This window comes from Pseudomonas sp. AC193, from assembly GCF_979258075.1.
The window spans coordinates 5,056,102-5,075,893 of the sequence record NZ_OZ409832.1; the positions used below are offsets into that span (position 1 = coordinate 5,056,102).

The window sequence follows — 19,792 nt, forward strand, 5'->3', positions numbered from 1 at the left end:
CAAAAAGACCCGCCCACGACCAAGTCGTGGCGGGCCTTCTTATTATTTTGAGTCATGGCGGTTGGCCACAGGCGTTGGGCCGAATCGTAGCCGCGCCCGGAACAATGTGTCAATTTCAAGAATCGTCTTTAAATAGGCGAAATTCGTCTAAGAAACGTAAATTTTTTGATGGCCGGTTGCAAGGAATCGGTAACAACCAGTGATTTTGACGCAGCACAGAGGAAGATTTTTCAGCGATTTATCGTGCGCGTGATCGCTCTCACGAGCCACTCAATTTCGCTGACCGAGCGGGCTGTATGGGCTGAGACACAATCCGAAACAATCCAGCAGCGGAAATTCCCAGGAATAATTAACGAACGTAAATAGCAAGCATTATCATCTGCGCCCTACACGCTACAGCCTAAAAATCCTACGGATGTTTTCTTCAATGCCTGCCCCTTTTCGCCTGACGTCCTACAGCTTTGGCCTGTCTGCCCTGCTGTCTGCCGGTTTTTCCTACGCGGCTCCTACAACCTTGCCTGAAACATCAATCAGCGCTGCCGAAGCCGAGGATGATGATCCGCGCGTCAAAGTCAGCAACACCGCGACCCGCACCTCGACGCCGGTGCGCTACGTGCCGCAGGCCATCGATTCAATCAAGACCGCCAATGTGGCGAATTACGGCACCAACGACATTGGCGATGCGTTGAGCGGTATTCCCAACGTCAGCAGCGGCGCCGACACGCGCTTCGACAGCCTGCGCATCCGGGGTTTCGATGCGAGCAACGACTTTTATCTGGACGGCATCCGCGACGACAGCCAGTACAAGCGCGACATGCATAACATCGAACGCGTCGAAGTGCTCAAAGGCCCGGCCGCTGTGTTGTATGGCCGTGGCAGCCAGGGCGGCATCGTCAACCGCGTGAGCAAGATGCCGGAATTCGGCCGTCGCTCGACGATTGAAGCCCAAGGCAGCAGCGAAGATTTGCGCAGTCTGTACGCCGACCTCAGCACCGATCCGAGCGAAAACATCAGCCTGCGCCTGAACATGGGCAACATGGATGAAAACAGCTTCCGTGATGGTGTCAGTGGCAATCGCCAGTTGTTCGCGCCGTCGATGAGCTGGCAACTGAGCCCGGATCTGAATTGGTTGGTGCAGTACGAATACAGCCGCTACAACCGCACGCCGGATCGCGGTATTCCAGGGGTCAACGGTCGTCCGGCCGATGTCGGGCGCGACACCACTTATGGCAACGATCACGATTTCATCGACGACAAAACCCAGTCGTTGCGCTCGAAGCTCACTTACGAAATCAACGAAAACTGGCAACTGCGCCAGACCCTCGGCGTGTTCAAACTCGACAGTGATTTCGACAACACCTACCTCACCGGTTATGTCCCGGCGACCAACAAGGTCACGCGTCAGCACTGGCAGCAGGATCTGACCACCCGCAACATCTACAACAACATTGAGCTGGAAGGCGGTTTCGACACCTTTGGTCTGGAGCATCGTCTGCTGACCGGGATCGAGATCGGCAGCCAGCGCCGCGATCCGAAGCTGTACAACGCGGCGACCACGGGCCCCGGCAGCTCGCCAGTGCCAGCGCTGGATCTGTACAACCCCAATCGCGATTTGCGCCACACCGGACGCATGCGGGTATCCAGCGACACTCACACCGAGGTCGAAAGCCGCGCCCTGTACGTGCAGGATCAATTGCGCCTGAACGATCAATGGCAAGTGCTCGCCGGTTTGCGTTACGACACCTTCGACATCGAGTCGACCAACCAGTTGAAAAACATCAGCGAAGACCGCGACAGCCACAGCACCAGCCCGCGCGTGGGCCTGGTCTGGACGCCGCTGCACAATCACTCGTTCTACGCATCATGGACTAAAACTTTCTCGCCAGTGGGCGGCGGTCTCATCGGTATCACCCCGGGTGCAGCGGGCAACTCCAATGACCTGAGCCCGGAGCTGACCAAGCAGAAAGAAATCGGCGTGAAGAGCGACTGGCTCGATGATCGCCTGAGCACCACGCTGGCGATCTACGACCTTGAGCTCTACAACCGCCGCACCGCAGATCCAAACGATCCGACCGTGACCGTGCTCACCGGTGTTCAACGTTCACGCGGGATTGAACTGACCGGCACCGGCAAAATTGCCGGTAACTGGTACGTGCGCGGAGGCGTCGGCGTGCAGGACGCGACGATCGAGAAGGATAACAATGGCCTGGAAGGCAAACGCATCAACAACGTCGCCAAGCACAACGGCAGCTTGTTCCTGACCTGGAAACCGGAGATGGGCTGGTATGGCGAAACCGGGCTGACACTGGTTGGCCAGCGCTATGCCGATAACCTCAATACGACCGTGCTGCCGGGTTATGGGCGTTGGGATGCGCTGGTGGGTTACCGGATGAAGGATTGGGATTTGCGCGGGGCGCTGAACAATATTACCGATCGCGAGTATTACTCGTCGGCGACAAGTGCTGCGCAGATTCAGCCGGGGGCGCCGCGTAGTGTTGTGATGACGGGGACTTATTCGTTCTGATTTCATCGATATTGCAATACGAGCTTAACCAGATAAACCGCTCATCCGGACTGTCACATTTTACAGGTGTACGAAGATTGCTGCGGTGATACAAGAGACAACTCTTTGTTAACCATCGGGAGCACGTTCATGCTGGTTACTATGAAAAATGAAAACGAATATGGTGGTTGGACTTCGCCGCAAGCTGACGGAATTTATAAATTTCCCGTGAAGCTAGAGGGGTTTTGTAATATCAGACCCTGGGAAAAACTCATCATTAAATTTTGGCGACGTGGACTTGCCTATGATGAAATATCACTGACTTTCTCATTGGCGGATGAAGTGCGCAGGGAAATAAGCCACTCGACGTCAAAATTGCTACCTGGCCCCTCAGCCATATCGGCCTATCTCTACTTTAATGCTATAGGTGATTCTCTTCCTAATATCGAAGAGTTCTATGTTCTCACCCCGGCAGAGGATCCTGTCAGCTAGAAGAATTCGAGTCTGACGGTATTGATAACTGTGACCTATTCATGGTGATCACTTTCCTCGCGGTAGCGCTCGGAAAGTTCATATGTAAGATGCCTGATAGACCGCCATCACGAGCACATTCACTTGTATCGCCATAAAAAAAAGCGCCGCCATCCCGGCAGCGCTTTCACCCATCCCTGTTGTTCTTCTTATCCTTCCAGCACATCCCACAACGCTTCCAGTTCGTCCTCGCTGAACAGGTCAGCGGGGTAGCGCTCGATCATCATCCGGCGCGGATCAGGAACCCTGATCTGACGCGTTCCATTGGATTTCAACCAGTGCGCAACGCGGTGGAGCGATTCGCCGTTTACGGCCATGGGATGCAAAGTCCGCTCGCTGATTACGTTCACTTCGGCGTTCATTTCAGCGCTCTCTCCCCGTTCGTGAGCGGCTACGTTATCCAAGGTTTATGACAGAACGATTGAAGTTCTTCCCCCTCCCTAGTGCCCCCAGACGAATACAAGAGCTATGCCAATGTTTCGCATTTGTCGACAAGTGGATACAAAAAAGCCCGCCGTCCTTTCGGGCTGCGGGCCTCTGTTCATACTTAGCGAGCTAATCATTACCCGGCTGATTTGGTAATCAACTCAAGCTGTTACGACTCAACTCACTCTTTGTGCGGCGCGGGTTGCTGTTGGGTAAGGCAGTGGATATTGCCGCCGCCCAGTAACAGTTCGCGGCCCGGCACCATGACCACTTCGTGCTGCGGGAACAGGTTCTGCAGAATTTCCAGGGCGGGTGCGTCCATCGGGTCATCGAAGCTCGGCGCGATGATGCCGCCGTTGACGATCAGGAAGTTCACGTAAGAACCGGCCAGACGCACCGACGGATTACGCTCCTGCGTACCGTCGACCGGGTCGACACCGGCGCACTCTTCTTCGGTCGCGTACAGCGGGCCCGGAATCGGCATTTTGTGCACCGTGAATGGGCGGCCCTTGGCGTCAGTGCTGCTTTGCAAGACTTTCATCGCAGCCTGGCAGCGCGGGTAGTTCGGATCCTGTGGATCATCCGTCCACGCCAGCAGCACTTCGCCCGGACGCACGTAGCAGCAGAAGTTATCCACATGGCCGTCGGTTTCGTCGTTGAACAAACCGTCCGGCAGCCAGATGATTTTATCCACAGCCAGATTGGCGCTGAGCACTGCTTCGATCTCTTCGCGGCCCAGGTGCGGGTTGCGATTGCGGTTCAGCAGGCATTCTTCGGTGGTGATCAGCGTGCCTTCGCCGTCGACGTGAATCGAACCGCCTTCGAGCACAAAACCTTCAGTGCGATAGCGTGGGCTGCGTTCGATCTCGAGAATCTTGCCGCCGACCTGCGAGTCGCGATTCCACGGCGAATACAGACCGCCATCGAAACCGCCCCAAGCGTTGAAGTCCCAGTTCACACCGCGCACTTCACCGCTGTTATTGATGACGAAGGTCGGGCCGCTGTCGCGTACCCAGGCGTCATCGCTGGACATCTCGACCACGCGGATATTCGGCACGTCGAGGCGGGCGCGGGCGTTTTCGTATTGGCCGGCGGAAACGGCAACAGTCACCGGTTCGAAACGCGCGATGGCTTTGGCCACCGCTGCGTGCGCGGCTTGCGCCGGTTTGCCACCCAGACGCCAGTTGTCCGGGCGCTCGGGCCAGATCATCCAGGTCTGCGTTTGCGGCGCCCACTCGGCCGGCATGTGAAAGCCGTCGGCGCGCGGGGTACTTTTCAATGTGGTCATCGGGATCAGGACTCCAGGGAACCGTCGAGGGTTTTCAACGCGCCGTACAGGTTCGGACGGCGGTCACGGAATGAACCCCACGCGCTGCGAATGTGTTCGAGCTCGTCGAGGTTGAAAGTGTGCACAAGAATACCTTCTTCGGTTTTATTCAGCTCCTGCACTTTTTCGCCGAACTGGTTGGCGATGAACGAAGAACCGTAGAACGTAATGTCGTAGCCGTCCTGTTCTTCGTTGCCGATGCGGTTGCTGGCAATCAGCGGCATCAAGTTCGCGCCGGCATGGCCCTGTTGCACGCGCTGCCAGTGGTCGCGCGACGAGATGGTCTTGTCGTGCGGCTCGCTGCCGATCGCGGTTGGGTAGAACAGGATTTCCGCCCCCTGCAACGCCATGCTGCGCGCCGCTTCCGGGAACCACTGATCCCAGCAGATGCCCACGCCGATTTTCGCGTAACGCGTATTCCACACTTTGAAACCGGTGTCGCCCGGGTTGAAGTAATACTTTTCGTGGTAGCCCGGGCCGTCCGGAATGTGGCTTTTACGATAAATCCCGAGGTTGCTGCCGTCGGCGTCGATGATCGCGATGCTATTGAAACGCGCGCGGCCGGCCAGCTCGTAGAAGCTGATCGGCAGCACCACTTGCAGCTCTTTGGCGATTTTCTGGAAATGTTTGATCGCGACGTTTTCTTCCACCGTCGTCGCCAGTTGCAGGTAGTCCGGGTTCGGCTTCTGGCAGAAGTACGGCGCCTCGAACAGCTCCTGAATAAGGATGATCTGCGCACCCTTGGCGGCGGCTTCGCGCACCAGCCTTTCAGCGATTTCGAGGTTGGCTTCCAGATCCCACGAACACGCCATCTGAGTGGCGGCAACGGTAACGATACGGCTCATGAATCATCTCCGGGCAAGTGCTTTGACGGTCGACCATTCGACCGAAAAGAAAACGTGCGCACCGGACAAGAGATCACCATGCCGGGGCAATGGCGACTTTATAGCCGATAAATATCGGCTTTAGAAGCTACTAAAATGTATTTCGTCTAATTCAACGCAATAAAGACCGATACAAATCGAATTAACCCCGAAACCCTGTAGGAGCTGCCGAAGGCTGCGATCTTTTGATTTTGCTCTTAAAAATCAAGATCAAAAGATCGCAGCCTTCGGCAGCTCCTACATGGGATCAGAGGCCTTCGGCGAGGACTTGGTCGAGCATGTCGACGAAGAAGTCGACACTCTGGCGCGACGTCACCATCGGTGGTTTGATCTTGAGAATATTCAGATCATCCCCGGTCGGCTGCATGAAAATCCCCAACTCACGCAGACGATCACACAGCAGCGCGGTCTCCTCAGTCGCCGCTTCCAGCGTCTCGCGGTTACGGATCAGCTCAAGCCCCAGATAGAACCCGGAACCGTGCACCGCGCCCACCAGCGGATGTTTATCGATCAACGCTTCGAGCCGCGCCTTGAAGTGGCCACCGACCACCTGCGCGTTCTCCCAGAGTTTTTCTTCTTCCATCACGTCCAGCACCGCCATGCCGATCTGGCAACTGACCGGACTGCCGCCCGCCGACGAGAAGAAATAACCTTCGGCCTCCAGCGCCTCGGCAATCTCCCGGCGAGTAATCACCGCACCGAGTGGCTGGCCGTTGCCCATGCCTTTGGCCATGGTGATGATGTCCGGCACCACGCCCTGCTCTTCAACGCCCCAGAAAAATTTACCCATACGCCCATAACCGACCTGCACTTCGTCGGCGATGCACACCCCGCCCTGCGCGCGCACCAAGGCATAAACCTGTTTCAGATAACCCGGTGGCAGCGAGATGCCGCCGGCATTGCCGTACACCGGCTCGCAGATAAACCCGGCCAATTGGCGTTTTTGCTCAGCGAGCTTTTGCAACTGATGCTCAACGCTGCGCACGTAATCCGGCGCCGAATCGAGGCCACGGAATTCACCGCGATAGGTGTTCGGCGCCGTCACGGGGTGTACCCAGTCCGGGCGGCTTTCCAGGGCTTTCGGGTTATCGGCAATCGACGTCGACACCGCGTCGGCGCCGACTGTCCAGCCGTGATAAGCCTCCAGCACGCTGATCATGTCGCGACCGCCGCTGTAGGCCCATGCCACACGGATCGCCAGGTCATTGGCCTCACTGCCGCTGTTGACCAGGAATACCCGATCCATACCTTCCGGCGCTAGCTTCAGCAAGCGCTCGGAAAACTCGGCGACTGCCGCATAGTTGAAACGCGAGTTGGTATTGAGCAGCGACCACTGACGCGCAGCCACAGCGGCCATGCGCGGATGACCGTGGCCGAGCACCGCGACGTTGTTGAGCATGTCCAGATAGGAGCGGCCCTGCATGTCGATCAGGTGATTGCGCCAGCCACGTTCGATGCGCGGCGGATCGACGTAATAATGTTTTTGCGTGCGGGCGAAACTGGCGTCACGGCGTTCAAGCAGGGTTTTGCCATCCAGCTCCGGCTCGGCATCGCAGGCCAGCCCCAGCAGCGCGGCTGGCGACGGACACAATGCCTGCCAGGCCGCCGCGTGGGTTGGCGTGCAGAACAGCGGCGCTTCCAGCTGCGCGCCACGGCAAAGCTGAACCAACAGCGGGCCACTGACCGAGCCCAGCACCTGACCTTTGACCAGCGCCGCGCCGCTGTGCACCGAAGGTGTCACGCCCCACAGACGTACGCTGAGTTGCGGGCCATCGAGGCGCAACGCGCCGTCCGCCGCTTGATGCAGCACGCCGGCAAACGGTGCTTCGACGGCAGTGCCGTTGGGCACGCGCAATTCGACGTGCAGCGGGAAGGTGTCCGGTTCATCGGCGCTGTCAGGGCGCGTGCGCGACAAACGGTACTGACCATAACGGCTCGCCGCCAGACCATGCGCCGCAGCGGCTTCGGTCAGCAGGCGCTGATCGATACCTTCCTGCTCCCAGTTGCCCGCCGCGAAATGCGCGCTCAAGACGCCAAGATCGATCAAAGCAAATTCGCGCCCGACCAGACTCGGCAGCAACGGGGCAAAACCTTCGCTATTGATCGCCGGCAGGGAATGACCGACCGCCGTCAGAATCGCCGCCTCCATCAGCGCCAGCGGCACCGAGGTCGCCACGCGGAAAATTTCCCACTCGTGGGTGAGGTTATCGCGGCTGTAGGTGTTGGCCGGATCGATACTGACCTGCTGCTCGCCACTTAATACCAGCACCGCCGCCCGCGCAACGATCAGCGGCCACAGCGCCTGCAACTCTTCGTGTTGCAACGGATTGACCGCGTGATAGGCCTGCACTGCCGGCAGAATCACAAACGGATCGCCTCCGGCGTGATGCAGCAATGCAGCGCAGGTCACCGACAAATCGGTGATGCGCCAGGTGCGCACCAGATCGCCGAAATCGATGACGCCCTGCAATTGCCAATGGCGCTGCGCATCACGCTGCCACACCGCGTTGTCATCGGTGATGTCCATGTGAATCGCCTGCACCGGCAGCTTCTCGAGCAACGGCTGCAAGCGGCGCTCTGCTTGCTCGGCAGCGTCGGCGATCAATGCGCGTTGATGCTGATCCTTGATCACCGGCAGCAAATGGTTGATCAACGCGCTGGCGTGGCGCGCATCCCACTGCAACGTGCGCTCAAGGCCCGGATGATCAAAGCCTGCGAGCGCCAGATCCATCTCACCGCAAAGCCGACCAAACCCGGCCACGACTTCTTTGCCCAAATGGTCGAGATCGGTCAGCGGCTGGCCCTCGATATAATCGAGCAAGCGCACGTGCACCGATTCGCCAGCGGATTCCAAGGTCAACAAATCCTGACCATTGTTGGCGACGATAACGCTGGGCACCCTGACTGCGGAATGTTCGGCGAGGTACTTGAGGCCGGCGTGCTGGGCTTGCAACTCCACCAGCGAATAGTCGCCACGGCAGATTTTCAGGACAAAGCGGCCGCGCTCACTGTCGACCCGGAAGTTGAGATCCTGCTGGCTGCCCAAGGCTTTTAACCGGCCACTGATCCCGTAATGTTCCGCGAGCCATTGCAGGGCTTGCGCCTCATAAACCTGAGGGCTAGGCAAACTGGCGCGGTGAAACAACGTGGCAAGTGGCATGCAAACAACCCCTGAAATTTTATTAGGCGCCTATATCGCCATTGCTGCAGAGGATGCGCAACCCCCTCCTGTTGTTACAGCGTTTCTCGGCAATTTCCACTGGAACACTCGCGCCACTCGAGACTTTGCGCAAGAATGTCGGCCATTCACACCCATCACTGGAAAATCCTCATGAATGTAATCACCACCGACTTGCCCGGTGTTCTGATCATCGAACCCAAAGTTTTTGGTGACGAGCGCGGGTTCTTCTACGAGAGCTTCAATGCGAAGGCGTTCCAGGACGCAACCGGTCTGGACACACAATTTGTCCAGGATAACCACTCGCGCTCGCAGAAAGGCGTCCTTCGGGGTCTGCATTACCAACTGGAAAACACCCAGGGCAAACTGGTTCGCGTCACCGTCGGGGAAGTGCTGGACGTGGCTGTGGACATTCGCCGTAGCTCGCCAAATTTTGGCAAGTGGGTAGCGGTGCGTCTGTCTGCCGACAACCACCGTCAATTGTGGGTACCGGAAGGTTTCGCCCATGGTTTCGTGGTACTGAGCGAGTTCGCTGAATTCCTCTACAAGACCACCAATTACTACACTCCGTCGGCCGAGCGCAGCATTCGCTGGGACGACCCGGATCTGGGTATCGACTGGCAACTGGACGAAGCGCCGAAGCTGTCCGCCAAGGATCAGGTTGCCGCGTTGCTCAAGGACGCTGACGTCTTCGCCTGAGCCTAGGCATAATGCGCCTGTTCCCCACAGGCGCATTCGGCATGAAACCAACCCTTCCCCGCAGACCCCGCTGGCGCAGCCTTGCGTTGCTGGCTCTGTGTCTGGCGCCGCTGTTGTGGCCGCTGGAACATCTTGCCGAGCGGTATTACCGCAGCGAACTGGCCGGCCAGAATCGCCAGACCCTCGACCTCTACGTCGCCAACCTGCTGGGCACCCTGCACCGCTACGAAGTGTTGCCGCAGATCCTCGGTGATCTACCCGCGCTGCGCTCTGTCCTCGGCGCGCCGGATGACGGCGTTACCCAAGGCAACGCCAATCGCCTGCTGAAAAATATCGCCGCGCAAACCGGCGCCGAGGTCATGTACCTGATGGACACCAGCGGGCAGACGCTCGCGGCCTCCAACTGGGATAAACACGACAGTTTTGTCGGGCGTAATTTCTCCTTCCGGCCGTATTTCAGTGAAGCCATGGCCGGGCGTCTGGGGCGCTTTTTCGGGCTCGGTACCACGTCAGCCAAACGCGGTTACTTCTTCGCCGCCGCCGTGCGCAACGGCGAGAAAATCATCGGCGTATTGGTGATCAAGGTCGATCTCGATCACACCGAAAGTCTTTGGGGCAAAACTCCGGAACAGCTGCTGGTGACTGACCATAACGGCGTGGTCATTCTTACCTCGCGGCCGGAATGGCGTTTCCGCTCGACCCGCGAGTTGAGTGAAGCTGAACGCTCTGCGATCACAGCGATCCAGCCTTATCCAACCCGCGAGCCTCGACCGCTGAATCTCAGCCCCACTGCCTGGCTGATCCAGACCCACGACATCGCCGAAACCGGCTGGAGCGTCAGCATCCTTGCCCCGCGCACGTTGATCGATCGTCCGGTACGCACGGTCGTGGCTATCGGTGGCGCGACGTTGCTGGTGGTGATGTTGCTGCTCGGTTTGATGATGCAGCGTCGCCGTCATTATCTGGAGCGCATCGCTTTCGAAGCCAAGGCGCGCCGCGAACTCGAAGGTCGTGTTGCCGAACGTACCAGCGACCTCGAAGGCCTCAACCGGCGCCTGAAACAGGAAGTGCTGGAGCGCGAACAGGCGCAGCAGGAACTGGTGCGTGCGCAGGATGACCTGGTACAGGCCGGCAAACTGTCGGCGCTAGGGACGATGTCGGCGAGCATCAGTCACGAACTCAATCAGCCGCTTGCCGCGATCCGCAGTTACGCAGAAAACGCCGAGGTGTTGCTCGATCATCAGCGCACCGACGACGCGCGCGGCAACCTCAAATTGATCAGCGAGCTGACCGGGCGCATGGCCTCGATCATCGCCCACCTGCGCGCCTTCGCCCGCCGCGACCGTCATGCTCCGGAAAGCGTGGCCCTGCAACCGGCGCTGGACGATGCGCTGGCACTGCTGGCCAAACGTCGGCGCAGCATGGAAGTCGAGCTGATTCGCGATTTGCCCGCCGCTACGTTGTGGGTCGAAGCCGGGGAAACCCGTCTGCGCCAAGTTCTCGGCAATCTATTGGCCAACGCCCTCGATGCGCTCACCGAAAAAGGCCCGCCGCGCAAATTGTGGCTGAGTGCCGAATCCACCGCCGAGGGCGTCAATCTGTACATTCGCGACAACGGCCCGGGCTTTTGCATGGAAGCCCTCGGCCGCGCCAGCGAGCCGTTCTATACCACCAAGACCCGCACGCAGGGGCTTGGTCTGGGTTTGGCCATTTGCGAAACCCTGATGCGCGCCTTCGGCGGTGAACTGTCGTTCGCCAACCACAAGCAAGGCGGCGCCTTGATCACCCTGCGGCTGCGCGCCGGTGCGCCCGGGGTCAGCCTGCAACCGTCCGAGGATCGAAGTGCATGACCATCGACAATCGCATTCAGGTGGTGTTGATCGACGACGATCCGCACCTGCGTCAGGCCCTCGGCCAGACTCTGGATCTGGCCGGCCTGAAAATCCTGCCGCTGTCCGAAGCCAAAGGTTTGGCCGCACAACTTGAACGCGACTGGCCCGGTGTGGTGGTCAGCGACATTCGCATGCCGGGCATGGACGGACTGGAACTGCTCAGCGAACTGCATGCGCAGGATCCGGAACTGCCGGTGCTGTTGATCACCGGCCACGGCGATGTGCCGCTGGCGGTGCAAGCGATGCGCGCCGGCGCTTACGACTTTCTCGAAAAACCTTTCGCCAGCGATGCGCTGCTCGACAGCGTGCGCCGCGCGTTAGCCCTGCGCCGACTGGTGCTGGACAACCGCAGCCTGCGTCTGGCCCTCAGCGATCGCAATGAGTTGAGCGCGCGACTGGTCGGCCAATCGGCGCCGATGCTGCGCCTGCGTGAGCAGATTGGCGCACTGGCGGCGACCAAGGCTGACGTGCTGATCCTCGGTGAAACCGGCGCCGGCAAAGAGGTCGTCGCCCGCGCGCTGCATGACTTGTCGAGCCGACGCAACGGGCCGTTTGTGGCGATCAACGCCGGCGCATTGGCCGAGTCCGTGGTCGAAAGCGAACTGTTCGGCCACGAGCCGGGCGCCTTCACTGGCGCGCAGAAACGCCGGATCGGCAAGTTCGAATTCGCCAATGGTGGCACGCTTTTCCTCGATGAAATCGAAAGCATGAGCATGGACGTTCAGGTGAAATTGCTGCGCATGCTCCAGGAACGTGTGGTCGAGCGACTCGGTGGCAATCAGCTGATCCCGCTGGACATCCGCGTCATCGCCGCGACCAAGGAAGACCTGCGTCAGGCGGCCGATCAGGGGCGTTTCCGCGCCGACTTGTACTACCGCCTCAACGTCGCGCCGCTGCGCATTCCGCCGCTGCGCGAACGTGGCGAAGATGCGCTGATGCTGTTCCAGCATTACGCCGACGAAGCCAGTGCCCGCCACGGTTTGCCGCCGCATGAATTGCAACCGGCACAACGTGCTTTGCTGCTGCGCCACACCTGGCCGGGCAACGTGCGTGAACTGCAAAACGCCGCAGAACGCTTTGCCCTCGGTCTGGAACTGGCGCTGGATAACAGTGCTGTTGAAGGTGTCGACGGTGTGACTGTTGCAGTTGTCGAAGGCGGGCTAAGCGAACAAGTGGAACACTTCGAAAAATCGCTGATTGCTGCCGAACTGGCGCGCTCGCACAGCTCGGTGCGCAGCCTCGCCGAAGCACTGGGCGTTCCGCGCAAGACCTTGCACGACAAACTGCGCAAGCACGGTCTGAACTTCGGCGACAGCAGTCACGGGGATGAAAACGAATGAGCACAGACAGTCGTTATCTGGAGTCGGTGCTTCATCACGACATTCCGCTGACCCGCGACATGGGCCTGCGGGTGCTCGACTGGCGCGAGCAGCAATTGAGCTTGTATTTGCCGCTCGATCCCAACGTCAACCACAAGAGCACCATGTTCGGCGGCAGTCTCTACTGCGGCGCGGTGCTGGCCGGCTGGGGCTGGCTGCATTTACGCTTGAAAGAAGAAGGGATCACCGATGGGCACATCGTCATTCAGGAAGGGCAGATCAGTTATCCGCTGCCGGTGACGGGCGATGCCACGGCGATTTGCCCGGCGCCTGATGAGCGGGTGTGGAAGAAGTTTTTGGCGATGTATCAGCGGTATGGGCGGGCGCGGTTGGTGTTGCAGACGCGGATCGTCAATGTCGGGAGTGAAGTCGATGCGGTGACGTTTAGCGGGCAATACGTGTTGCACCGCTGACGATCAAAAGCCCCTCACCCTAACCCTCTCCCGGGGGAGAGGGGACTGACCGGGTTGTTCTCTCGATTTGCATCGACCTGAGATATCGAGTCGAACTCAGGTTTTGAAGCGCATGAAGATCGGCTCCCTCTCCTGGGGGAGAGGGCTGGGGTGAGGGGGATTCTGGATCAGCCCACTTACCCGCGCGCCAACTCCAACAACCTCGCCCGCCATGCAGCCTTCGCCGGCAGCGCCAAAAAGAACTCGTTCAACAGCGATTCCCGCGCCGGATAACAAAACGCCTCACCGCGTAAATCCAGCACCTCGCCCCCCGCCCCTTCCAGCACACCCTGGGCCGCCGCCGTGTCCCACTGCGAAGTCGGCGCCAGTCGCGGATAGCAATCCGCCGCCCCTTCCGCCAGCAGGCAAAACTTCAGCGAGCTGCCGATGTTCGCCAACTGCAGTTCACCGAGGCTGGCGCTCAAGCCCGACAGCAATCGCTCCTGCTCGGGGCTGGAATGCCGACGACTGGCCACCACCGTAAACGCCTCACCCGTTCCCGGCACATCACGCACCTGAATCGAAACCGGTGTGCCGCCCTTGTCGCAACGCCACGCGCCAAGCCCCGCGCCACCGACGTAAAAGCGACCATTGGTCGGCATCGACACCACGCCAAACACCACCCGCCCGTTCTCGATCAGCGCAATATTCACGGTAAATTCTTCACTGCCGCTGATGAACTCCTTGGTGCCATCCAACGGATCCACCAACCACCAGCGCGTCCATCCGGCGCGTACGTTTTGGGGAATATTCGCGTCTTCTTCAGACAGCACCGGAATATTCGGATCCAGCGCGGTCAGCCCGGCCAGAATCAAATGGTGCGCCGCCAGATCCGCCGCCGTCACCGGTGAATCATCGGCCTTGGCGGTGACTTCAACGCCTGCGCGCCAGAACGGCAAAATCGCTTCGCCGGCCTGCAATGCCAGTTCAACCACTGGCGTCATCAACGGATGGGGGAAATTCATCGACAGGTCACTCACGACTGAAAGAACCCACGCTGCGTCAGCAAGTCACGGGTCAGATAAAGCGCCGCCAATGCGCGGCCTTCGGAGAATTGCGGATTTTGCGCCAGCGCCGACAGATCACGCAGATTGACCTTGTCGACCCGCATCGGCTCGGGCTCGTCGCCCTCCAGCCGCTCTTCGTAGAGATCGGTGGCCAGCACCACCTGAATCTTCTGACTCATGTAACCGGGCGACAGCGACAGCTCGGTCAGATGCTCCAGTTGCCGCGCGCCAAACCCGGCTTCTTCCTTGAGCTCACGTTCAGCCGCCGCCAGCACGTCTTCGCCCGGCTCGATCAAACCTTTGGGCAGCGACAATTCGTACTCGTCAGTACCGCCGCAGTATTCCTCGATCAGCACCGCGTGCTCGGCATCGAGCATCGCCACAATCATCACCGCGCCATACCCGGCGCCCTTGCCGACCAGCCGCTCGTAGGTGCGCTCCACGCCATTGGAAAAACGCAGCTTGAGTTCTTCGACGCAAAACAGACGACTGGTGGCGACGATCTCGCGGGCGAGTACGGTAGGTTTCTGGCGCATGCAAAGCTCCTTGGCGTGAACGCGCTACTATAACGCGGCTTTCCCGATTGTTTACGTCGGATATCTTTCTACCGTTCGAGACGTTGCCATGCCCTCTTTACCCTGGTCCGACATCGATACCGTCCTGCTGGACATGGACGGCACGCTGCTGGATCTGCACTTCGACAACCATTTCTGGCTGGAACACCTGCCCCAGCGCTACGCCGAACTGCACGGGGTCAGCCGCGCGATGGCCGAGATGGAATTGCAGCCGCTGTTCGAACGCCATGCTGGTCAGTTGCAGTGGTATTGCCTGGATTTCTGGAGCAGCGAACTGAAGCTGTCAGTGCGTGAGTTGAAACAGGAAACCGCGCACCTGATCGCTTTGCGTCCTGATGCGGATACTTTTCTGGAAGCAATAAAACGCGCCGGTAAACGGGTGATCATGATCACCAACGCGCACCGTGACTCACTGTCGCTGAAACTGGAACGGATTGAACTGGCGCCGTACTTCGAGCGGCTGATCAGCTCGCATGATTACGGTTTCCCCAAGGAAAACCCGCAGTTCTGGGACGCGTTGCAGGCAGATATCGGTTTTGATCCGGCACGCAGTCTGTTCATCGACGACACCTTGCCGATTCTGCGCAGTGCGCGGGATTTTGGGGTGGCGCACTTGCTGGCAGTCAAACAACCCGACAGCCGCAAAGGCCCGAAGGACACGGCCGAATTCGCGGCAGTCGAAGACTACCGCGACCTCATCTCAGGCCTGTGACCCCACTGTAGGAGCTGCCGCAGGCTGCGATCTTTTGACTTTTATTTTTAAAAAAAACAGATCAAAAGATCGCAGCCTTCGGCAGCTCCTACAGGGGTTCCTGTTTACTCAGGAATACGCAGTGTCTGACCCGGATAGATTTTGTTCACATCCTTGAGCATCGGTTTGTTGGCATCGAAAATCTTTTGATACTTGTTGGCATCACCGTACACGCGCAGTGAAATCGCGCTGAGGGTGTCACCCGACTTGACCACAACAAACTGCGCAGCCGTCACAACCGGGCCGCTCACGGTGATCTGATCATCAACACTGCCAACCCCGGCAATGTTGCCCACGGCGAGCAGGATTTTCTCTTTCTCTTCCTGGCTCGCTACCTCACCGGTCACGGTGACTTTGTCGCCGTCCACCGTTGCCTGCACGTTCGGATTGCCCAGCCCGACCTTACTGATGTGATCCTTCAATTGCTCACTGGCATTGGCGTTACCGGGGGTCAGCAGATCCAGCAGCTTCTCTCCCGCTTCTTTCACAAAGCTCAAAAGACTCATAGCGCACACTCCTTGATTTGGGTTCCAGATGCCCAAGCCTAGACCACGTCAGGCAAACCCGGTTCCGAGCCGACCAATGACTCTGTAACCGTATGCGTACGCAAAAGCTCCCTTGATCGACGCCATCTATCAATACATCGACAGTAGCGATTAGACGCGACAACTTGACGCGCCTAGTCTTAACGTTAATCAAACCGTCGGTGATGCCATGAACGCCAAGCGCCCAACTTGCGCGGCGCCTGCACTCGAAACACCCGCGCCTGCCGCCAGCCAGACCTACAGTTACAGCGATCTTCCCCGCGAAGAGTCGGCGAGCACTGCGCTCGCCGAGGAAGTCGCGTTGGCGATCGCCTACAACGGCATCAGCCAAGCCGTGATGCTGGTGACACCGACTGACCTGGAAGACTTCATCGTCGGCTTCAGCCTCGGCAGCGGCATCATCGAAGACGCGACCGACATCTATGACCTGCAACTGACCGGCGCCGGCTCGGCGCAATACGCGCAAGTGACCATCGCCAATCGCGCCTTCTGGAATCTCAAGCAGCAACGTCGGCAAATGGCTGGCACCAGTGGTTGCGGATTGTGTGGCGTCGAAGCGGTGGAACAGGCGTTGCCTGATCTGAAAGTGCTGCCCGGAGCGCCGTTGCCACCGATTGAATGGCTTGATGGTTTGCGTCAGCGCATCAGTGCGTTTCAGCCTTTGGGTCAGTACTGCGGCGCGGTACACGCGGCAGTGTTCATGAACGCCAGCGGCGCATTGCTGCTCGGTCGCGAAGACATCGGCCGGCACAACGCGCTCGACAAACTGATCGGCGGACTGATCCGCCAGAAGATATCCACCGAAGGCGGACTGGCAATTGTCACTAGCCGTTGCAGCCTCGAATTGATCCAGAAAGTGTTGCGCGCCGGCATCCAGACCCTGGTCAGCCTGTCCGCGCCCACGGGCCTCGCCGTGCAATGGGCCCGTCGACACAACCTCAATCTCATCCACCTGCCGCAGAAAAGTGCGCCGCGGGTGTATAGCCCCGCGATGGAGAATCAAGCGTGAGCCAACATCATCAAGCCGACCAGAAACCCGTCCCGCGCTACAAGCCTTACAAAGGCGCAGCCGGCGGCTGGGGTGCCCTGATCAGTGTGGCTCAGGCCTGGTTGACCAGCGACAACGCCCTGAAAAACCTGCGCATGATGCTCAAGACCAACCAGAACGGCGGCTTCGACTGCCCGGGTTGCGCGTGGGGCGATTCGCCGGAAAGCGGCATGGTCAAATTCTGCGAGAACGGCGCGAAAGCGGTGAACTGGGAAGCGACCAAGCGCCGCGTCGATGCCAAGTTCTTCGCCAAGCACAGCGTCACTTCGTTGCTGGAACAGAGCGATTACTGGCTGGAGTATCAGGGCCGTCTGACCGAACCGATGGTCTACGATGCCGAAACCGATCGCTACAAACCGATCAGTTGGGACAACGCCTACGCGCTGATTGCCAAACACCTGCAAAGTCTGCCGAGCCCGGATCTGGCCGAGTTTTACACCTCGGGCCGCGCCAGCAACGAAGCGGCTTATTTGTACCAGTTGTTTGTGCGCGCCTTCGGCACCAACAACTTCCCTGACTGCTCGAACATGTGCCACGAGGCCAGCGGTGTGGCGTTGGCGCAAAGTGTCGGCGTCGGCAAAGGCACCGTGACCTTCGATGATTTCGAACACGCCGATGCGATTTTCGTCTGGGGCCAGAACCCCGGCACCAATCATCCACGCATGCTCGAACCGTTGCGTGAAGCGGTGAAACGCGGCGCGCAAGTGGTGTGCATCAACCCGCTGAAAGAGCGCGGACTGGAGCGTTTCCAGCATCCGCAACATCCGATCGAAATGCTCACCAACGGCGACAAGCCGACCAACACCGCCTACTTCCGTCCGGCACTCGGCGGCGACATGGCGCTGTTGCGCGGCATGGCCAAATTCCTCCTGCAATGGGAACGCGATGCGCAGAAGGCTGGCGCGCCAGCGGTGTTCGACCACGACTTCCTCAATGCTCATAGCGCCAATGTGCTGGAGTATCTCGGTGTCGTTGATGACACGCCGTGGGAGCAGATCGTCGAGCAATCCGGCCTGACCCTCGTGGACATCGAGCAAGCCGCGCGCATGTACGCCAAAGGCAAAAACGTAATCATGTGCTGGGCGATGGGCATCACCCAGCATCGTCACTCGGTGCCGACCATTCAGGAAATCGCCAACCTGATGCTGCTGCGCGGCAACATCGGCAAACCGGGCGCCGGCCTGTGCCCGGTTCGCGGTCACAGTAATGTGCAGGGCGACCGGACGATGGGCATCAACGAGCGTCCGCCGGTGGCGTTCCTCGATTCTCTGGAGCGGCGGTTCCAGTTCAAGGTGCCGCGTCATAACGGCCACAACGTGGTCGAGGCGATTCATGCGATGGCCGAAGGTCGCGCCAAAGTATTCATCGGTCTGGGCGGCAACTTCGCTCAAGCCACGCCGGACAGCCCCCGCACTTTCGAAGCGCTGAGCAATTGCGACCTGACCGTGCAGATCAGCACCAAGCTCAACCGCAGCCACTTGGCTCACGGTAAAGACGCGCTGATCCTGCCGTGCCTCGGTCGCACCGATATCGACATCCAGACTGAAGGCCCGCAAGCGGTCACCGTGGAAGACTCGTTCAGCATGGTTCACGCCTCCAACGGCCAGTTGCAGCCGCTGTCGAACCAGATGCGCTCGGAGCCGTCGATCATCGCCGGCATCGCCGCCGCTACGCTGGGCAGCAAACCGGTGGACTGGAACTGGCTGGTGGCCGATTACGCGCGCATTCGCGACCTGATCGCCGACACCATTCCGGGCTTCAAGGAATTCAACGAGAAGGTCAAAAACCCGGGCGGTTTCTACCTGGGCAACAGCGCTGGTGCGCGCAAATGGAACACGCCGTCGGGCCGCGCCAATTTCCGCGCGAACATGCTGCCGAAGGATCTGGTGCACGAACGCACTCGTGCCACCGGGCAACTGCCGGATCTGATCCTGCAATCGATGCGTTCTCACGATCAATACAACACGACGATTTATGGGCTCGATGACCGTTATCGCGGGGTGAAGGGCCAGCGTGATGTGTTGTTTGCCAACGAGGCGGACATCATTCGCCTGGGCTTCCGTCCGGGGCAGAAGGCTGACATCGTGTCACTGTGGGACGATGGTCGTGAGCGTCGGGTGAAGGGTTTTACCTTGCTGGCGTTTGATATTCCGGCGGGGCAGGCGGCGGCATATTATCCAGAGGTGAATCCGCTGGTGCCGCTGGAGAGCACCGGGGATGGCAGCCATACGCCAACGTCGAAGTTCATCGCGATCCGGTTGGAAGCGGCGAGTGAGACGGGGTTGATCATGGCCAAGTCGGCTTAACGCGGCGCTTGAACTGGCCCTTCGCGAGCAAGCCCGCTCCCACATTGGAATGCATTTCAAATGTGGGAGCGGGCTTGCTCGCGAAGGCGTCGGTTCAGACAATACATTCCTGCGTTCAAACACTTTCCGATTGCCCACAAAAAAGGCCGCTTTTTCACAAAAGCGGCCTGTCCGAAGTAGTTAAAGACCGGCAAAAATCAGATAAGTTCCGTATACAAAACAGTACCTTGCGAAATTGTATACAAGTCGTGCTATTCGTCGGATTTCGATTGTCACGCTTGTTACACAG

General features: G+C 59.2%; 16 protein-coding genes. 9 read left to right on the top strand and 7 right to left on the bottom strand.

Annotated elements, in window-relative coordinates:
* The first annotated feature begins 427 nt into the window (after nt 1–427).
* Nucleotides 428–2,524 (top strand): TonB-dependent receptor, encoded by a 2,097-nt coding sequence (locus tag ACZZ0D_RS22770; RefSeq protein WP_463554346.1) that lies wholly within the window; start codon nt 428–430, stop codon nt 2,522–2,524.
* 129 nt (nt 2,525–2,653) lie between these two features.
* A complete protein-coding gene (locus tag ACZZ0D_RS22775; RefSeq protein ID WP_400650008.1) occupies nt 2,654–2,995 on the top strand; it encodes a hypothetical protein in 342 nt (113 codons plus the stop codon).
* A 188-nt stretch (nt 2,996–3,183) separates the two neighbouring features.
* Here ACZZ0D_RS22775 and ACZZ0D_RS22780 read toward each other — a convergent pair whose 3' ends face one another.
* From ACZZ0D_RS22780 to ACZZ0D_RS22795, 4 genes are all read right to left on the bottom strand, one after another.
* A complete protein-coding gene (locus tag ACZZ0D_RS22780) occupies nt 3,184–3,396 on the bottom strand; it encodes a hypothetical protein (protein WP_053116553.1) in 213 nt (70 codons plus the stop codon).
* Between the two features lie 245 nt (nt 3,397–3,641).
* Nucleotides 3,642–4,748 (bottom strand): agmatine deiminase, encoded by a 1,107-nt coding sequence (aguA, locus tag ACZZ0D_RS22785; RefSeq protein ID WP_463554347.1) that lies wholly within the window; start codon nt 4,746–4,748, stop codon nt 3,642–3,644.
* A 5-nt stretch (nt 4,749–4,753) separates the two neighbouring features.
* A complete protein-coding gene (aguB, locus tag ACZZ0D_RS22790; RefSeq protein ID WP_034151905.1) occupies nt 4,754–5,632 on the bottom strand; it encodes an N-carbamoylputrescine amidase in 879 nt (292 codons plus the stop codon).
* Between the two features lie 286 nt (nt 5,633–5,918).
* The gene (locus ACZZ0D_RS22795) at nt 5,919–8,831 is read right to left on the bottom strand and encodes an aminotransferase (protein ID WP_463554348.1); all 2,913 of its coding nucleotides are present in this window, start codon (nt 8,829–8,831) and stop codon (nt 5,919–5,921) included.
* Between the two features lie 171 nt (nt 8,832–9,002).
* Between ACZZ0D_RS22795 and rfbC the strand changes: the two genes are divergently transcribed.
* The 4 genes from rfbC to ACZZ0D_RS22815 are packed head-to-tail and all read left to right on the top strand — an operon-like array spanning nt 9,003 to nt 13,232.
* Nucleotides 9,003–9,548, top strand: a complete 546-nt coding sequence (gene rfbC, locus ACZZ0D_RS22800) for a dTDP-4-dehydrorhamnose 3,5-epimerase (protein ID WP_463554349.1) — start codon at nt 9,003–9,005, stop codon at nt 9,546–9,548.
* Nucleotides 9,549–9,589: 41 nt separating this feature from the next.
* The gene (locus ACZZ0D_RS22805) at nt 9,590–11,398 is read left to right on the top strand and encodes a sensor histidine kinase (protein WP_159812021.1); all 1,809 of its coding nucleotides are present in this window, start codon (nt 9,590–9,592) and stop codon (nt 11,396–11,398) included.
* Nucleotides 11,395–12,780 (top strand): sigma-54-dependent transcriptional regulator, encoded by a 1,386-nt coding sequence (locus ACZZ0D_RS22810; protein ID WP_212544770.1) that lies wholly within the window; start codon nt 11,395–11,397, stop codon nt 12,778–12,780. Before ACZZ0D_RS22805 ends, ACZZ0D_RS22810 begins: the two co-directional genes overlap by 4 nt.
* Nucleotides 12,777–13,232: a YiiD C-terminal domain-containing protein gene (locus tag ACZZ0D_RS22815; RefSeq protein WP_463554350.1), complete on the top strand. Its 456-nt coding sequence runs from the start codon at nt 12,777–12,779 to the stop codon at nt 13,230–13,232. The genes ACZZ0D_RS22810 and ACZZ0D_RS22815 overlap by 4 nt, the downstream gene beginning before the upstream one ends.
* Before the next feature lie 176 nt (nt 13,233–13,408).
* On the opposite strand, the gene cysQ is transcribed toward ACZZ0D_RS22815, so the two are convergent.
* Both cysQ and nudE read right to left on the bottom strand, forming a co-directional pair.
* Nucleotides 13,409–14,236, bottom strand: coding sequence for a 3'(2'),5'-bisphosphate nucleotidase CysQ (cysQ, locus tag ACZZ0D_RS22820; RefSeq protein ID WP_463554351.1), 828 nt, complete (start codon nt 14,234–14,236; stop codon nt 13,409–13,411).
* An 11-nt stretch (nt 14,237–14,247) separates the two neighbouring features.
* Nucleotides 14,248–14,814, bottom strand: a complete 567-nt coding sequence (gene nudE / locus ACZZ0D_RS22825; RefSeq protein WP_053116546.1) for an ADP compounds hydrolase NudE — start codon at nt 14,812–14,814, stop codon at nt 14,248–14,250.
* Between the two features lie 88 nt (nt 14,815–14,902).
* Here nudE and yrfG point away from each other — a divergent pair, with 88 nt between their 5' ends.
* A complete protein-coding gene (gene yrfG / locus ACZZ0D_RS22830; protein WP_212544767.1) occupies nt 14,903–15,565 on the top strand; it encodes a GMP/IMP nucleotidase in 663 nt (220 codons plus the stop codon).
* Between the two features lie 104 nt (nt 15,566–15,669).
* On the opposite strand, the gene lysM is transcribed toward yrfG, so the two are convergent.
* The gene (gene lysM / locus ACZZ0D_RS22835) at nt 15,670–16,110 is read right to left on the bottom strand and encodes a peptidoglycan-binding protein LysM (protein ID WP_463554352.1); all 441 of its coding nucleotides are present in this window, start codon (nt 16,108–16,110) and stop codon (nt 15,670–15,672) included.
* A gap of 208 nt (nt 16,111–16,318) precedes the next feature.
* Between lysM and fdhD the strand changes: the two genes are divergently transcribed.
* A complete protein-coding gene (gene fdhD, locus ACZZ0D_RS22840) occupies nt 16,319–17,158 on the top strand; it encodes a formate dehydrogenase accessory sulfurtransferase FdhD (protein WP_463554353.1) in 840 nt (279 codons plus the stop codon).
* A complete protein-coding gene (locus ACZZ0D_RS22845) occupies nt 17,155–19,503 on the top strand; it encodes an FdhF/YdeP family oxidoreductase (protein WP_401240916.1) in 2,349 nt (782 codons plus the stop codon). The genes fdhD and ACZZ0D_RS22845 overlap by 4 nt, the downstream gene beginning before the upstream one ends.
* Nucleotides 19,504–19,792: the final 289 nt, after the last annotated feature.

Coding starts and splice junctions, on each gene's coding strand:
- rfbC (WP_463554349.1), top strand. CDS start 9,003: ATGAATGTAATCACCACCGACTTGCCCGGTGTTCTGATCATCGAACCC.
- ACZZ0D_RS22815 (WP_463554350.1), top strand. CDS start 12,777: ATGAGCACAGACAGTCGTTATCTGGAGTCGGTGCTTCATCACGACATT.
- ACZZ0D_RS22810 (WP_212544770.1), top strand. CDS start 11,395: ATGACCATCGACAATCGCATTCAGGTGGTGTTGATCGACGACGATCCG.
- aguA (WP_463554347.1), bottom strand. CDS start 4,748: ATGACCACATTGAAAAGTACCCCGCGCGCCGACGGCTTTCACATGCCG.
- ACZZ0D_RS22795 (WP_463554348.1), bottom strand. CDS start 8,831: ATGCCACTTGCCACGTTGTTTCACCGCGCCAGTTTGCCTAGCCCTCAG.
- yrfG (WP_212544767.1), top strand. CDS start 14,903: ATGCCCTCTTTACCCTGGTCCGACATCGATACCGTCCTGCTGGACATG.
- ACZZ0D_RS22775 (WP_400650008.1), top strand. CDS start 2,654: ATGCTGGTTACTATGAAAAATGAAAACGAATATGGTGGTTGGACTTCG.
- ACZZ0D_RS22805 (WP_159812021.1), top strand. CDS start 9,590: ATGAAACCAACCCTTCCCCGCAGACCCCGCTGGCGCAGCCTTGCGTTG.
- fdhD (WP_463554353.1), top strand. CDS start 16,319: ATGAACGCCAAGCGCCCAACTTGCGCGGCGCCTGCACTCGAAACACCC.
- ACZZ0D_RS22780 (WP_053116553.1), bottom strand. CDS start 3,396: ATGAACGCCGAAGTGAACGTAATCAGCGAGCGGACTTTGCATCCCATG.
- lysM (WP_463554352.1), bottom strand. CDS start 16,110: ATGAGTCTTTTGAGCTTTGTGAAAGAAGCGGGAGAGAAGCTGCTGGAT.
- cysQ (WP_463554351.1), bottom strand. CDS start 14,236: ATGAATTTCCCCCATCCGTTGATGACGCCAGTGGTTGAACTGGCATTG.
- ACZZ0D_RS22770 (WP_463554346.1), top strand. CDS start 428: ATGCCTGCCCCTTTTCGCCTGACGTCCTACAGCTTTGGCCTGTCTGCC.
- nudE (WP_053116546.1), bottom strand. CDS start 14,814: ATGCGCCAGAAACCTACCGTACTCGCCCGCGAGATCGTCGCCACCAGT.
- aguB (WP_034151905.1), bottom strand. CDS start 5,632: ATGAGCCGTATCGTTACCGTTGCCGCCACTCAGATGGCGTGTTCGTGG.